17 protein-coding genes are annotated in these 14,787 nt (G+C 68.1%); 14 read left to right on the top strand and 3 right to left on the bottom strand.

Annotated features, from left to right (window positions below; all coding sequences use genetic code 11):
- The first annotated feature begins 1 nt into the window (after position 1).
- The 8 genes from ACP4J3_RS33165 to ACP4J3_RS33200 all read left to right on the top strand — a co-directional run bounded on the left by ACP4J3_RS33165 (position 2) and on the right by ACP4J3_RS33200 (position 6,954).
- Positions 2 to 985, top strand: a complete 984-nt coding sequence (locus tag ACP4J3_RS33165) for a hypothetical protein (protein WP_426539904.1) — start codon at positions 2 to 4, stop codon at positions 983 to 985.
- 13 nt (positions 986 to 998) lie between these two features.
- The gene (locus tag ACP4J3_RS33170) at positions 999 to 2,102 is read left to right on the top strand and encodes a hypothetical protein (protein ID WP_426539906.1); all 1,104 of its coding nucleotides are present in this window, start codon (positions 999 to 1,001) and stop codon (positions 2,100 to 2,102) included.
- Positions 2,102 to 2,953: a hypothetical protein gene (locus tag ACP4J3_RS33175; RefSeq protein WP_426539907.1), complete on the top strand. Its 852-nt coding sequence runs from the start codon at positions 2,102 to 2,104 to the stop codon at positions 2,951 to 2,953. The genes ACP4J3_RS33170 and ACP4J3_RS33175 overlap by 1 nt, the downstream gene beginning before the upstream one ends.
- A 112-nt stretch (positions 2,954 to 3,065) precedes the next feature.
- Positions 3,066 to 4,514, top strand: coding sequence for a hypothetical protein (locus ACP4J3_RS33180; protein ID WP_426539908.1), 1,449 nt, complete (start codon positions 3,066 to 3,068; stop codon positions 4,512 to 4,514).
- A gap of 68 nt (positions 4,515 to 4,582) precedes the next feature.
- On the top strand, positions 4,583 to 5,455 hold the full coding sequence (locus ACP4J3_RS33185) for a peptidoglycan-binding protein (protein ID WP_426539909.1): 873 nt from the start codon (positions 4,583 to 4,585) through the stop codon (positions 5,453 to 5,455).
- 76 nt (positions 5,456 to 5,531) lie between these two features.
- Complete coding sequence (locus tag ACP4J3_RS33190; RefSeq protein ID WP_426539910.1) at positions 5,532 to 5,798, top strand: hypothetical protein; 267 nt, start codon at positions 5,532 to 5,534, stop codon at positions 5,796 to 5,798.
- On the top strand, positions 5,795 to 6,046 hold the full coding sequence (locus ACP4J3_RS33195; RefSeq protein ID WP_426539911.1) for a hypothetical protein: 252 nt from the start codon (positions 5,795 to 5,797) through the stop codon (positions 6,044 to 6,046). The genes ACP4J3_RS33190 and ACP4J3_RS33195 overlap by 4 nt, the downstream gene beginning before the upstream one ends.
- 92 nt (positions 6,047 to 6,138) lie before the next feature.
- Positions 6,139 to 6,954 carry a hypothetical protein gene (locus ACP4J3_RS33200; protein WP_426539912.1) on the top strand — a complete coding sequence of 272 codons (816 nt, stop codon included), beginning with the start codon at positions 6,139 to 6,141 and terminating at the stop codon, positions 6,952 to 6,954.
- On the opposite strand, the gene ACP4J3_RS33205 is transcribed toward ACP4J3_RS33200, so the two are convergent.
- A complete protein-coding gene (locus ACP4J3_RS33205) occupies positions 6,941 to 8,155 on the bottom strand; it encodes a DNA cytosine methyltransferase (protein WP_426539913.1) in 1,215 nt (404 codons plus the stop codon). The two genes, ACP4J3_RS33200 and ACP4J3_RS33205, sit on opposite strands and share 14 nt — an antisense overlap.
- 618 nt (positions 8,156 to 8,773) lie before the next feature.
- The gene (locus ACP4J3_RS33210; RefSeq protein ID WP_426539914.1) at positions 8,774 to 10,126 is read right to left on the bottom strand and encodes a transcriptional regulator; all 1,353 of its coding nucleotides are present in this window, start codon (positions 10,124 to 10,126) and stop codon (positions 8,774 to 8,776) included.
- Positions 10,127 to 10,399: 273 nt separating this feature from the next.
- Here ACP4J3_RS33210 and ACP4J3_RS33215 point away from each other — a divergent pair, with 273 nt between their 5' ends.
- The 5 genes from ACP4J3_RS33215 (at position 10,400) to ACP4J3_RS33235 (ending at position 13,980) form a co-directional block, all read left to right on the top strand.
- A complete protein-coding gene (locus tag ACP4J3_RS33215) occupies positions 10,400 to 10,819 on the top strand; it encodes an ATP-binding protein (RefSeq protein WP_426540020.1) in 420 nt (139 codons plus the stop codon).
- A gap of 59 nt (positions 10,820 to 10,878) precedes the next feature.
- The gene (locus ACP4J3_RS33220) at positions 10,879 to 11,334 is read left to right on the top strand and encodes a hypothetical protein (protein ID WP_426539915.1); all 456 of its coding nucleotides are present in this window, start codon (positions 10,879 to 10,881) and stop codon (positions 11,332 to 11,334) included.
- A 384-nt stretch (positions 11,335 to 11,718) separates the two neighbouring features.
- Positions 11,719 to 12,864, top strand: coding sequence for a radical SAM protein (locus ACP4J3_RS33225; protein ID WP_426539916.1), 1,146 nt, complete (start codon positions 11,719 to 11,721; stop codon positions 12,862 to 12,864).
- Positions 12,865 to 12,867: 3 nt separating this feature from the next.
- Positions 12,868 to 13,095 (top strand): hypothetical protein, encoded by a 228-nt coding sequence (locus ACP4J3_RS33230; RefSeq protein ID WP_426539917.1) that lies wholly within the window; start codon positions 12,868 to 12,870, stop codon positions 13,093 to 13,095.
- A 78-nt stretch (positions 13,096 to 13,173) separates the two neighbouring features.
- Positions 13,174 to 13,980 carry an aminoglycoside phosphotransferase gene (locus tag ACP4J3_RS33235; protein WP_426539918.1) on the top strand — a complete coding sequence of 269 codons (807 nt, stop codon included), beginning with the start codon at positions 13,174 to 13,176 and terminating at the stop codon, positions 13,978 to 13,980.
- A 7-nt stretch (positions 13,981 to 13,987) separates the two neighbouring features.
- On the opposite strand, the gene ACP4J3_RS33240 is transcribed toward ACP4J3_RS33235, so the two are convergent.
- Positions 13,988 to 14,248, bottom strand: coding sequence for a GntR family transcriptional regulator (locus ACP4J3_RS33240; protein WP_426539919.1), 261 nt, complete (start codon positions 14,246 to 14,248; stop codon positions 13,988 to 13,990).
- 157 nt (positions 14,249 to 14,405) lie between these two features.
- Here ACP4J3_RS33240 and ACP4J3_RS33245 point away from each other — a divergent pair, with 157 nt between their 5' ends.
- On the top strand, positions 14,406 to 14,726 hold the full coding sequence (locus ACP4J3_RS33245) for a hypothetical protein (RefSeq protein WP_426539920.1): 321 nt from the start codon (positions 14,406 to 14,408) through the stop codon (positions 14,724 to 14,726).
- Positions 14,727 to 14,787 lie beyond the last annotated feature (61 nt).

Here is a 14,787-nt window from a genome sequence, read left to right on the forward strand (position 1 = left end):
TGTGACCGTGCGCGCCGGATGGTTGCTGCCGGCGGGGCAGACCCGCGAAGACACGCGCCTCGTACCCCTGGGGACTATGGCGCCCGAGACCGCCATGACGAGCCGCGACGGCGTGATCGCCGGCGGCGACCCCTTCGCCGCGACCGGGGTCACCGCCATGCAGGTGCAGATCGGCACCGGCCGCGCCATCGTGCAGGGGACCACCGCTCAAGGTGCCTACCCGGTTGCGATCACCAGTCCCGAAACTCTGACACTCGTTGAAGGTAACGCGCAGTACGCCCGGATCGACTCGGTAGTGCTGCACGTGTCCGACGGGCTATACGACACCAGCGAGCAGACCGCGGTCGCTGTTGAGGTCATCCAAGGGGAACCGAGGGCGACGCCGACCGCCCCCACGCTGCCGGCCGGCACGCTGCGGCTGTGGGACATCACCGTGCCAGCCGGCGCCTCGGCCGGCACGGGCGGGATCACGTGGGCAAGCGCGCTCGCCGATCGCCGGCGGTACACCGCCTCGTACGGCGGGATCATCCCCCGCGGGTGGGGACTGTCGTTCGCCGGCGCTTACCCGGGCCAGTACCGCGACAACGGGGCTGGCCTCGATCGCTGGGACGGTACTGCCTGGCAGCCCCTCGAACCGTCCGTCGGGTGGACTGCGGTAACGCTCGCCGCAGGGTTCTCGAACAGCGGCAACGCGCAGGGCACCGTGCGATACCGACGCATCACGCTCGCCGGCGTTCCGTTCCTCCAGCTCCGCGGCGGCGTGTCCTGGGCGACGTCCGGCTCGATCCCCAACTCGGGAAACCTGCTCGCCTCGGTGCTGCCGGCGAACTGCCGGCCGGCCGCGCTCACGTCCCTACCCATCGCAGCCGGCGGCGTCGACATCAAGCTCGACGCGCAGACGTCCGGACAACTGCGACTCATCAGCAGCTCGGGAGTAACCACCTGGGCCGCCCTGTCCGGAGTGCAGTACCCGCTCGACGCGTAAAGGGGGGTGAGCCTTGCCCGCTCCCACGTACCGGGCGCTGCTGTGCGACCTGCGAAGCGATCAGGTCCTCGACGCGCTGCCGATCAGCGACGTGTCCCTCGACGACTACATCGGCAAGGTAGGCGCCGCCTCGGCGACGATCCCTCTACCGAACCGGGAGCTCGCCGCCCGCGCACGGGCGGCTGTGGTCCCGGGCCGTACCGCCCTGTGGATCGAGCGCGGGCCCGAGCTGTGGTGGGGCGGCGTGCTGTGGACAGCCAACCTCGCGAGCGATGACCGCGGCTTTCTCGGCCTTCAGGTACAGGCTGGCGGGTGGGCGAGCTACCTCGATCACCGCGTGCTGTTCCACACCCAAGAGGCCAAGCAGACCGATCAATTCGACCTCGTCCGCGCGCTACTCGACTACGTCGCCAGCCTGCCCGGGGGCGACATCGGCATCGAGTACGACCCTGAGCTTTCCGGAGTGGTGCGCGACCGTACGTTCAGCCGCTACGACCAGCCACGCATTAGAGAACTGATCGACCAACTCGGCGCAGTCGAGAACGGTTTCGAGTGGCGCATCGCAAGCCACCGCGACCCCGGCAGCGGCCGGCGCATCAAGCGACTACAGCTCGGCTCACCAACCATCCGGGCTGGCACATCCGAGATCGTGCTCGACCACCCGGGCCCCGTGCTGGCCTACGGGTGGCCGATCGACGCCACCGTGCAGGCGAATGTGTGGCAAACGCGAGGCGCGAGCGACAACCGCAACCAGGCGCAGGAATCCGTACCCCTCATGTCCGAGCTCCTCGTCGCCGACGACGAACTCGCCGCCGGCTGGCCACGGCTGGACGGCACCTCGGACTACTCCACCGTTACCGAGACGGCCACCCTCGCCGCCCACGCACGGGCAGACCTCGCCGCTTCGCTGCACCCCCGCACCATCCCCGAGGTAACCGTCGCGCTCGACCGCGTCGCCCTGTCGCCGGCACTGCTCGGCGCGACGATCCGACTCCGCATTCGCGATCTGTGGTGGGCCGAGGGCCTCGACGAGCGATACCGCGTCGTCGGCCTCGCGATCTCTCCACCCCTGCGCGGCCGGCCCGAAACCGCCCGCCTGTACTTGGAGGCTGCCTAGTGGCTGCGATCCCACAAGACCTACTCGACCGAATCCGCGAGCTCGAACGCAAGGTGCGCGAGCTCGCCGGCCGCTCACAGATCCGACCCGCCCTTACCGAGGTCCTGCACGGCGACATCATCATCGGTGAGGGCGGACAGCTCATCGCCCAGACCCCCGCCGGGCAGCGCACGTTCATCGTCGGCCAGACACCGCAAGGAGACTGGGGCGTCGGCATCGGACGCGAGAACGGCACCGCGGCTCTGACCGTCGGCGACGATGTCGCGACCGACCGGCAAATGATTCGCATGTGGTCGCGTGATCGGGACTCCCCCGACCGCGTCCTCGTCATGGACGACTTTTACAGCGATCGATTCCTCGGCCGGCCATGGCTGCCGTTCCCCATGTACCCGACCCCCAATTCGGCCATGCAGGGCACGACGTCATGGCAGTACGCATGGATTGGGCGCGGCCCCGCACAGAACGCGGTCGCCGTCCTCAACTTCTCCACCATCTCCAGCGCCGGCGGCGAGGTACGCGTCAACTACGCGAGACCGGGCGGCACCACGCAGACCCTCGGAACGTGGACCGTGCCGAGCGGCTCGACGTGGCTCAACAAGACCATCACTCAGCCGCTCGACGGGGCCGAGTGGGGGCAGGACGTCGTGTTTCAGATCGAGCACCGCAACAGCAGTTCAACGGGCGCCATCGAGACCCGCATGTTCTCCGCCTACACGCGTAACACCTTCACCGCCGACGAGGCGCCCGACGTGCCCACGCGCACCGCCGCCGCGGCTGCCGTCGCGTTCGAGGCCGGCGCGGACATCTCCACCGATCAGCGAGAGGAGGGGCCCGCCGACAGTGCTGCCTGAGTCCATCCCCACCGTTACGGTTCGCGCGCGCTTCCTGTCACCGGACGGCCGCCCCCTGTCGGGGTCGTGCGTCTTCCGCGCGCCGAGTCAGGTCACGTTCCCGCAAGCCGACGTGATCCTCGGTGGCCCGGTCGTTGCCCAGCTCGACGCACAGGGCGCGATCGAGGTCACGCTGCCAGCAACCGACGCGCCGGGCATGGACCCGGCCGACTGGTCGTACACCGTCACTGAGCAGCTCGCCGGTATCCAGCCCGGCCGCTCGTACGCGCTGCTGCTGCCGGCCGAGCAGCCCGAGGTCGACCTCGCCGACGTCGCCCCGCGCGACCCGAGCAAACCGCAATACGTCGCCGTGCGGGGCGCCTCGGCGTACGAGGTCGCCGTCGCCGAGGGATTCGCCGGCACCGAGCAGCAGTGGCTCGTCTCCCTCGTAGGCCCCGCCGGCGCCAAGGGTGATCCGGGCCCCATCGGTCCCACCGGACCGCAGGGACCGGCCGGCCCCACCGGTGGGCAGGGTGCGCAGGGCCCCGTCGGACCCATCGGCCCGCAGGGGCCGGCTGGCCCCACGGGAGCCACCGGGCCGGCCGGCCCCACCGGTCCGGCCGGCGTCGTCCAGTCCGTCAACGGCAAGTCGCAGGCCGACGTCGTCCTCGCCGCGGCCGACGTCGGAGCGATCCCCTCGACCGCGGCCGGCGCCGCCGGGGGTGTGGCGCAGCTCGACGCGTCCGGGAAGGTTCCCGCCGCCCAGCTCCCGGAGTCCTCGGGTGGGGGCGCCGTCGAGTCCGTCAACGGGTACACCGGCGTCGTCACCCTCACCGCGGCGGACGTGGGCGCGGCGACCGCCTCGCACACCCACACCGCCGCGCAGGTGGGCGCCCTCGCGACGACCACCCGGGGAGCCGCAAACGGCGTCGCGTCCCTCGACGCGTCCACCCGTATCCCCGTCGCACAGCTCCCCACCGTCGTCCCTCGGAACGTGTGGACACCGCAGGCCCTCGGATTCGCGGCCTGGTCGTGCGACCCCGCGCACGTCAGCAACCCGACCACGACCAAGGCCGCGGTACTCCAGCGCGTCTACATGAGCGGTATCAACATCACGGAGAGCACCCAGGTAAACCGGGTGGTGATCTTCGCGCGAGGGTGGGCCGGCTCCACCGCCGTCCCGGCCGCCCGCTTCTACGCTGGCATCTACAACGAGGCAGGAACGCGCGTCGCAACGTCCGGCCTGGTGTCCAGCCTGCCGGCCGCCGGCCAGATCACCGGCACCGCCCCGGGCGGAGCCGACAACCATATCGGCGCCGTGCCCATCCCGCTTACGGCCACGGCGACTCTGGCCCCGGGCCGCTACTGGGCCTCGTTCTTGCTATCCGCAGGCAGCGCCACGGATTTCTACTACATGCACGTTCAGAACGAGTCCCCGAGCGCGCCCGCGAACTTCTTCCTGGGCACGGCATTTCAGCGCGCGTGGTGCCTCAATTCGCAGACCTCGCTACCGGCCACGGTCAACCAAGCGACCGGCGAGGTTGGCCTCGACCCGGCAATCATGGCTCTCGCCATGGTCTAGCCCTACTCCTTCAACCGCACGCCCCGGCAGTCGCCGAGGGCGTTTTTCATGTCTGGAGACACCCACCCATGGCAACCCCCTTCACGCCCGATCGGCTCGTCGAAATCCTGCGCGCCGAGGGCGTACGCGTCATCGAGTACGGCCAGTGGCGCACCCACAACCGCAACCACAAGGGCAGCTTTGGCCCGATCAACGGCGTGATGATCCACCACACCGTTTCGTCCGGCACCGACAACTCGGTGCGGCTCTGCTACGACGGATACGCCGACCTCCCCGGACCGCTGTGTCACGGGGTGATCGCCAAGGACGGCTCCGTTTACCTGATCAGCTCGGGGCGCGCGAACCACGCCGGGGCGGGCGACCGCGACGTGCTCGCCGCCGTCGTCGACGAGCGGGCACTGCCAGCCCCGAACGACCGCAGCGCGGACGGGAACACGCACTTCTACGGGTTCGAGTGCGTCAACCTCGGCGACGGCCGCGACCCGTGGCCCGAGGCGCAGCTCGACGCGATCGAGCGCGCCTCGGCGGCGATCTGCCGTGCCTACGGATGGTCGGCCGCGTCCGTGATCGGACACAAGGAGTGGACGAACCAGAAGACGGACCCGCGCGGGTTCTCCATGACGGAGATGCGCGCACGGATCGACCGCCGTCTCGGCGGCGAGCCCGAGCGGCCCAAGCCGACTCCCGCCCCCAAATACGAGCCCTTCCCCGGCGTCGCGTGGTTCAAGAAGCACCCCCGCTCGCCAATCATCACGGCCATGGGCCGGCGCCTCGTCGCCGTCGGCTGCGGCGCCTACCGCGAGGGCCCCGGCCCGCAGTGGACCGAGTCCGACCGGCAGTCGTACGCGCGGTGGCAGCGCCACCTCGGCTACCGCGGCGACGACGCCGACGGGTGGCCCGGCCGCGCTTCCTGGGACGCGCTCAAGGTCCCCACGGTCTGACCGAGCGCGCTCGCCCTAAGGGCCGCCCGCCCACCGCGGGCGGCCCGTTCCCTTCTCTACGAAAGAGGTACCGCCCATGACCGACGCCGCCCGCCGCACCGTCCGCACCGTCGTGCAGACCGTGCTCGCCCTCGCCGCCGGCGCCCCGCTCATCATCGACGCCGCTGGCATCCCGCAGACCGCAACCGGCGTCGGCGTCGTGCTCGCCGTCGCCGCCGGCATCACGCGCGTGATGGCCCTGCCCATCGTCGACGGCCTGCTGCCCCGGTGGCTGCGCGCCGCCCCGCACCGCGACGACGAGCTGCTCGCCCTCGACCGCACGGACAAGGGGGCCGCCGAGTGACAGACCCCTCGCCGTCCGACGTCGCCCTCGAACTGGAGCGACTCCGCGGCGCGGTCGAAGCGGGATTCGCCCGCCTCGACGGACGGCTCGACCTGCTCGCGCAACGGCACGACCAGACCGACGAACGACTCGACGAACTCGAAGCGCGCGTCGACGAGCTCGAACGTCGCCGCTGGCCTCTGCCGAGCATCGGCGCCCTGGTCGGCCTCGCTGGCCTCGCCCTCGCCACGCTCGCCCAACTCAGGTAGACACAGCCCCGCCACGGCTTGCCGCTGGGGTGTGGACCCGGCCTCATGCCGACGCCTTCGACGAGGCGGTCAGCTGACCGTAGTCTCAGCGCATGAGCAGCGACCGTGAGCGGGTAACCAATGAGATCACCAGTGGGCTTAACCACCTGTCGATGCGACAGCTTGAGACCGTGGCATCAATGGTCAAGAGCCTCAACATCCCTGTCCAGTTCATCCCAGGTTCAGGCGTAGACATCGTAGATGCGGCATTTGCCGAGGAGATGTCCAATCTCCTCAGTCTCCACCACTCAAATCACGAGGCGCCGCTCAACAAGAAGCCCTTTGAGTACGCGATGAAGCGTTGCCTGATTGCCCAAGGCCATAACGAGGCCGATCTCAACCCGGCGCCTGGAGAGTCCGCTTACGACGTCTTCGGGAACGGCGAGCGCTGGTCACTGAAGACGGAAGCCGCCAAAGGACTGAGCGCTACCCAGGTCAAGATCGAAAAGTTCTCCGAGGCCCGTTGGGTACGCGAAGCAACAACTGCTGAGCTATGCGCAGCAGAGGTTCGTGAACGCCTTCCCCGTCACATGGACGGGTACGACCGCATCCTAGTCCTGCGCGCGGAAACACGACCTGACAGCTTCGCCTACACCTTGGAGGAGGTACCGAAAAAGGTCCTGCTCGACTGCTTCACTTCGGCCACCCCTGAGATGTTCACGAAGAAGGACCGCGGCGGAAAGCCGGGGATCAGCTTCGGCGCGGACTTCTCGCACCCAACCAATGGGGACAAGGTCTTCAGGATGCTTCTGGATTCCAGCGTGGAAAAGGTTCGACTCTGGTACCAGACAAAGTACTGCACCCACCACGGCTCATGGATTGTGTCCAAACCTGACAGTGATGAGCTGACCCTCTTTACACAAGTGTGAGTTGCGCCGATTCCGCAGCAACGAAGTCGTCCGCGCGCAGCGAGGTCTTGGGAAGAACCACCTGATCGAGATCGGGCTTCTCGCCGGTGAGGATCCACTGAGCGACCCACGCGAGCTGGTGTGAAACAAGAGGGGGGACTGCGTCGCCGATCTGACGGTAGAGGTTCTTACGGCTTCCACCGGTGAACATGTAGTCAGATGGGAACCCGTTCAGGATGCCAAGTTCACGAACCGTGCACTGACGATCTTGTTCGGGGTGAGCGTAACGCCCGTTGCCAACGTGCGAGCATTCACGCTTGATGGTGGCAGCGGGCTTGTCCCAGGACATGCGCCCGTAAACGTCACAATAGGAGTTCAGCCGGCCCCGCTCGACAGCCTTCCACATGGACGGGATCAGGTACTTCTCCGTGTCGGGATTTCCGAGCAGGTCGGGCCAGCTACCTCCGTCGTGAGGCATCGCGGCGATTCTTTCGAGCGACTCACCCTTGAGGAGGGTGCTCGAATGATTGGGGTCGTCCGGGTGGGTCTCGCCCGAGGCGACCTCGGGGAGATGCGCGATGGCGCGTCGCACCGTAACGGCCTGAGGGCTCACCTCATACCCCCGCCAGAGATCTTCGAGGGTATAGAGGGGCAGGTCGGATGCAACAGCGATGACGAGGGCTCGCTCCCTCTGCTGCGGGAGTCCGAAGCGTGACAGCGCGTGCGAGGAGGCGTGAACCTTGTAGCCCATGCCCTGGAGGTTCTCCCGAAGGGCGGCGAAGTGGTGCCGGAAGTTCCCGTTCAAGAGCTGCGGAACATTCTCCATCATGAACACCCGAGGCCTCATGCGCGCCACATGATCAGCCACACGCGCAACCAGAGAATTCCTGGGGTCATCCTCGGCCCAGTTCTTCGACACCGCGCGAGAGAAACCAGTGCAGGGCGGGCAAGCCAAGAGAACCTCAAGGTCCTCCACATCTGCCGGCATCTTCTCCGCCAGCTCGTCAGCCGTAATGACCGACAGGTCCACGGCCAGGGGCTGCACCTTGAGGTTGGCTTCGTAGGTGTCGTTGCAGCCGATCGCGCCGTGCCCCGTACTCGGCTTTCCAACCTCCACGTCGGCAGCACCGACAAGATCGAATGCGGGGTGCGCGTAGAAGCCGCAGCTCATGCCGCCGCCGCCGGAAAAGAGATCGACGACGCGGTTCGCCTGAAGGCCCACCGACACTCCCCTCGCGCTTACACCTCAGCAACATCTTCTTGAACCCTCACGAGGGTACGGCATCCCCAGAACTCAAGTCAAGTCAAGTCAAGCGTGAAGGGGGAGGGTATGAGGCGACCGCCTGATAACTTGAGCCGCGTGGACGAGGCGGAGGCACTACGGTCGCGACTGGCTGAGGTCAGACGCGAGATTGCGGCAGCCTCCGAGCGCATTCAGCAGTTGCGGGACGAAGAGTATGGTTTGTCCCTTTCCCTGGCACGTCTGACAGGCGGACCGAAGCCGACTCCACCGGAAGCCGAGTCGAACCAGACAGCCCCCACTACAGGGCGGATCCGCATCACCCCTGCCGTTCGCACGCTTCTGGCCGAGGCAGTTTCCCCCCTCACCCGCACCGAGATCGTCAATCAGCTGGCAGAGGACGGGCTTCCTACGACGCCAGACGCCGTGAGTGCGAGCCTGTCGTACCTCCGGAAACATGGGGTAGCAAGCAACGCTGGCGGACGCTGGTACCTGGCGAATCAGTCAACAGCTCGACCTCGCGCCCAATCGGGCTGAGCCTGAAGCACGAAGCGCCCCCGCCCACCGGCCTTGCGCCGGCGGGCGGGGGCACCTTTGTCGTTACGCCGCGGCGACGAGTTCGCGGGCGCGCTCGTTGAAGTCCGCGACGAGCCGATGCGTGCCGTACGGCTGCATCCGCCGCTGCAAGTCCTGCACCGCCTCGACACAGCGCGAGCTCTTCACCTGACGCGACAGGGACAACGTCCGCAGACCGGCGGAGTGCGCGGCCTCCAGGTCCCGGCGCTGCAAGTGCGAGACCGCGAGCGCAGCCTGCGACATCGCCCCCCGCCGCGCGCGCCGCTGCCTGCGTGCGTGGTCGATGGACTGGCGCGCGTGTTCCGCGGCGTTCGCCGGATCGTCGATGTCCCGGAAGGTGTTTGCGTGTTCGCCGTGCAGGTACGCGGGGTCGATGAACGTCGCCCACTCCGGTTCCTTCTCCGGGCGTACTCGGCTGAACGCCGTCTCGGATTGGGTCACGGCATGAGCTGCCGCGGCCTTGTCGCCGAGCTTGGCGAGTGCCCGCGCTTCCAGTGCCCACAAGTCGGCCAGACAAGCGGGAGAGTTCCCGTTCCCGAGACCGGCGCGACCGGCCTGGGCGAGCCGGCGCCCTTCCTCCGGATTACCGAGCAACGTCGCCTGATCGGCCATGCCGGCGAGCACATGCGCGCCGAGCGCGGCGTTCGTCGATTCCTCGGCCAGTCGAAGCGACTGGATGAGGTATCGCTGTGCCGTTCCGTGCTCGCCGTTGTCGTACGCCATCCATCCCAGCAAGTACGTCTGTTCGGCCGCCGCCTCGCACAGCGCCCGCCGTACTTCCTCGGTGTGAGTGCGGCGCAGCAGCGGATAGACATGCTGGTTCATGTACTCGGCGAGGATGAGTCGGCCTGAGCCGCCGCCTTGTAGAACGTCCATCTTCTGGAACTCACCGAACATGTTCCGGACCGCCGTCACGTCCTCCAGACGCACCCGCGGCCCCGGTTCCGGTTGCTGGTCAAGCGTGTTGAGCAGCCAGTCGCGGGACGGTCCGACGGCCGCCACAGCGGCGAACGGCGCTGCGGCCAAGAAGTTGCGACGGTCCACGTCCGCCCTCCCCAAGTCGGTCACTGCTTCCACGGTAACCGCGAAGGACGAGCTGTAAATGAGCGAGCGTTCGACTGCCTGACCTTCACCGAGCCCGAGATCGTATGTTGTGACCCGGTATCCGAAGTGCGCCGAGAAGACGTCGGCGAGGATCTCGGGCACGGGCGGGCGCGGCTGATCGCCGGCCAGCCAACGCCGTACGGTCGTCGCGTCCGGCGTGATGTGCGCCTGTCCCCACGTCTGAGCTGCGGCTTTCACGCGACGCGCGAGTTCCTTGCGACTCATGCCCGACCGCGTGAGCCAGCGTTCGAGATCCTCGTTCGGATTCTTCATGGTGAACCCTTACCCCTCGGTCATGGGTGGTAGCTAAGTGACACCTTCCGCCACCCCTGCTGACGGTACCGCTCTGCACGCTGCCGCGGTTGCCTGTACGACGAACCAAGCACCAAGCGGCGGGAGTTCAGCAATGGCGCACGACGTCGACGTTGATACCGCGCGTGACGCCGACCAGCCTCGGCCGAGGGCGCGGGAGGAACGGGGCTTATCCCCGTTGGCCTGTGCCTCAGCGCCGCATCGCGCAGCGACAGGAGGTGCCTCGTGTCCGAGATGACCCGCTGGTTCCCCTGCGATGCCCGCGCCGTTCCGCAGGCCCGTACTTTCGCGCGGACCACACTCAAGGAGTGGGGCATCACGGCCTCGGACCAGGTCGACGACGTTCTGCTCTGTGTCTCCGAACTCGCAACCAATGCCTTACGACACGGCACCGTCGCGAACGAACGGTTCCTCGTCAAGCTCACCGAGAACGACGCACGGTTACGCGTCGAGGTACACGACCCCTCCCGCCGCCGTCCACGTGCCCAGCAGCCGGGAGTCGACGACCCCAACGGTCGCGGCCTGCTGCTTGTGAGCAGCCTCGCCGACGGGTGGGGTGTCGAACCGCGCTCGCCGCGCGGAAAGGTCGTGTGGACCGAGTTCAAAGTCGCGGTCGAGGCAGGCGTGACGACGTCGGCGGGGGACGCGTGTTGACCGCGGCCGAGCCGGCGCTGCCGACCCCAGACGCGGGACTACTCGCCTCCGTCGCCGTGATGACATGGCTTGACGTCACCCCGCCGGGCTATGTGGCGTTTCTGCTCATCGCCCACCCGCCGGCCCGTCGCGGTGACGAGACACCCGCCGTCATCGAAACTCGTATGCGCGGCCTCGCCGCCGCTCTCCGTCTCGCCCCGTCCTCCGAATTGCTGCCGGACATCGGGGGCCGCCTCCGTGTTCAGGGGCAGACCGCGATCATTCTCGACATCGATCGGTGCGACTACCGGCTGCGCGTACCCGTCGGCTCGGGCGAGTGGACCCGCTTCGTCGCCGATGGCGGACCCGTCGCGATCGCCCTGGGCCTCGACGAGTTGGCCCAGGGCGCCGATTTCGCGAGGGTCGAGGACTACCTCGCTCTCGCCGCCGTCAATGACCGCTTACTCATGGGCAAGACGTACGTGCGCCGCGCTTCGCGCGCCTGGGTCCGTGATCGCCTGGGCGGCACCACATGAACGCGACGACTCTCCGCCCCGTGCGCCTGCTCGAAGCCGACGCCGTATTCAGGCCGTCCCGCCGCGACATCGACCCGGAGACGGGCGAGCCCGACGTACACGCCCTGTGGGATCGCCACGAGTGGCACCTCGGTGCCTGCTGGCTGTGGTGCGCCCGAGAAGACATCGAGGTGACATGGCTCGGCCCCGTCCAGTCCAGCGGACTGCACGCCGACATGTACGCCTGCCGCGGCTGCCTGCATCGCCTCGACCAACTCGTGCTGCGCACCACGCTCGCGAAAGACCACGCCTCCCTTTCGACGTCTTCGGCACCCGCCGCATCATCGCCCACCCCTGCGGGTGGGGGTCGACACCGCCGCGCTTCCGCTTCCAGATGGAGGACTCATGCCCGAACTGATCGCTAGCCCGTTCCTCGACGAGTACCTCGTCTTACGTCCCGGCGACGACAACGGCGTGCAGATCCCGTTCGCTCGGTACCTCGAACTCAGCAAGGCGAGCAGCACGGGCGCCGAGGCCCCGCAGTGGCTCGTCGAGGGCGCCCGCCAGGCATGGGGGCTCGACATCCCCGCAGACCGGCCCCTGCACGACTCGGTCCTCGTACGCGCTCCCTCGCCTTACGGCATGGCGCGCGCCTCGTACGAGATCAACAAGGGCTGTGACTACGACTGTCCGCACTGCTACCTCGGCTTGAAGCGGTTCGAGGGAATGCCGTGGGCCGACAAGGTCCGGCTGCTCGACATCATGCGCGACGCCGGCGTGCTGTGGCTCCAGATCACGGGCGGCGAACCACTGATCGACCGCGAGTTTCCCGAGGCGTATTCGTACGCCTATGACCTCGGCATCATGCTGACGATCTCGACGAACGGATCGCAGCTCCACAAGGCGAAGATCCTGGAGACGCTCACCGAGCGCCCGCCCCATCACCTGTCCTTGAGCGTCTACGGCGCCACCGAGGAGACGTACGACGGATTCACCCGCAACCGGGGCGCGTTCGGCCGCTTCATCCGGGGACTCGACGCCGCCCGCGAGGCCGGCCTGCGCTTGCAGTTGAACATCGTCGTCACGCAGGACAACGCCGACGAGTTCATCGCCATGGAAAAGCTCGCCGAGCGGTACGGCCAGGTGTTCGTGTTCACCAACATGTCGCCCACCATCCAGGGCGACGCGACGCCGATCCCCGAACAAGCCGCCAAGTACCTCCGTAAGCGGAAGCCGTTCACCGGCTGCAACGCCGGACACACGTTCTTTCACGCCGACCCGTTCGGCCACGCGTCCATATGCAAGATCGGCCGCGACCCACACATCCCGCTGATGCAGGAAGGCATCGAGGGACTCAAACGCCTCGGCGGCATCGCCGACGGCCTACAGCTTCGCACCGGAGGCTGCGCCGGCTGCACGTTCGGCCAGAAAGACGCCGACGGCAACCCGGGCGGCTGCACCACCTGCCGCCCCATGGCCAAGCTCTACCAGGAGGCGAAGGCACCACGAAATATGTACTGCCAGCATCCCGACCCCGAACCAGTGAGGTGAACCATGGCAACCGCCATCGAGCCCCGCACCACGGAACAGGCCCCGCCCGCCGCCCCGGGCCCCGTCCTCGTCGCGATCTCCCCCCGGCCGACCGCCACACCCGGACCGCTCCCGGTCGCGATCACGTCCCGGCCGATCGCTGACGACGAGTTCCGGATCACCAAGGAGATCGGCACGTTCTCCGAGAGCCTCGGCTGCTCGTGCCAGGCCGACGACGACCAGCCGTACTAAATCCCGCACGCACCACGGGGCCGCCCCCGCCCGCGTAGGGTCGGGGGCGGCTCGCCCGTCCACCCCCAGGAACCCGACATGCCAGTAGACCGCATCCACTGGGACGACCTACCGCTCGCCGCACGCGACGCCGTCGAGCAGCACACCGGCCCGGTAGTGCGCGCCCAGACCGCCGACGCGGGCGCCAATTCCGGCATCGCCGCCACTGTTCAGACCGCTGACGCGACCCTGTTCGTCAAGGGCGTGCCCACCGATCACCCCCAGGCTCGGACACAGCAGCGCGAGGCCACGATCAACCCCTACCTACCGCCGTCGTGCCCCCGGCTGCTGTGGCACGTCCAAGCCGCGGGCTGGGACCTGATCGGTTACGAGCACCTCGTCGGTCGCCACGCCGACTACACCCCTGGTTCGTCCGACCTGCCGCTCGTCGCCCGTGCGCTGGTGGAGCTACAGAACACCCCATGCCCTGACATCGAGCTCAAGCGCGCCGAGGACAGATGGAGCGGATACGCAGGCCCTGCCGGCGTCGAGCAACTCGTCGGCGACACGTTGCTTCACACGGACCTCGCGCCGCACAACATGCTCATCACGACGCGCGCGCACCTCATCGACTGGGCATGGCCGACCCGTGGAGCGGCATGGATTGACCCTGCTGTTCTCATCCTGCGCCTGATGGAAGCCGGACACTCCGCATCTTCGGCGGACGCGTGGGCGCGCGAACGCTTCCCCTCATGGGCAACGGCGCCCGACGCGTCGGTGCGGGTGTTCTCCGAGGCGAACGCCCGCACGTGGGACGAGATCGCCAGCACCGATCCCCAGACGTGGAAAAAGAACATGTCCCGCCTGGCCCACGATTGGCTGGACTACTGGCAGTCAGGCAAGTAGAGCCGCGCTAGTCGCTGCCCTCCCCTGACCGGTCGACAACGAACGATCCCCGTTGCGGCACGGTATGCACGTACCCCTTGTCGCGCAGGTGAGCCACGGCCGCGCGGGCGGTGTCCCTCGCAACGCCGAAGCGCTGCACGAGCGCGGATTCCGAGGGGATGCGACGACCGACCGGGATCTCGCCCCGTTCGATGTCCGCGATCACGTAGGCGGCGATCTGCATGTAGACGGGGGTCGCCGACCCGTGGTCGATCTCGCTCTCTGCCATGCCACGAGGGTAGACAACCGGCCATGTTGGACCGCGTTGACCAACGTTGGTAGACGTAGGTATACGAGGGTAGACAAGATAGAGCCCAAGAACGCCCCGGCGACCGCGTAGGACCGGCCGCCGAGGCAGCGCCACCAGCTATCGAGGAGCTGACGACATGCGCGACCTTATCGCCCTGCTCACCCACTGGCTAAGAGCCCTGCTCGGCCACACACGGCCCGGACGCCACAGCGCCGCATACCTCTCCCCCACCCCGCCGCGCCCCGCCTCGCGACCGTCGCACAACGAGCGGCCCCTACCGCCGCACGTCGTCGAGCGGCTGCGTCCGCTCGACGCCGAGCAGGTCGCCCTCGTTCGCCCGTACCTGATCGCCCACGAACGCGATCGCGAGCGCCGGCTGCAAAGGGAACGGCGGACCGCCGCGGCCCTCGCAACCCTCGGCATCGAGTACGACGTGACTGCGGCGGTGGCCGTATGACCGTCTACTGCTGCCGCTGCTCGCGGGAGACCGAGGCACCCGTTCCCGTAAGCCGTGTCGA

It is taken from the genome of Streptomyces sp. UG1, from assembly GCF_049974585.1.
GTDB lineage: Bacteria > Actinomycetota > Actinomycetes > Streptomycetales > Streptomycetaceae > Streptomyces.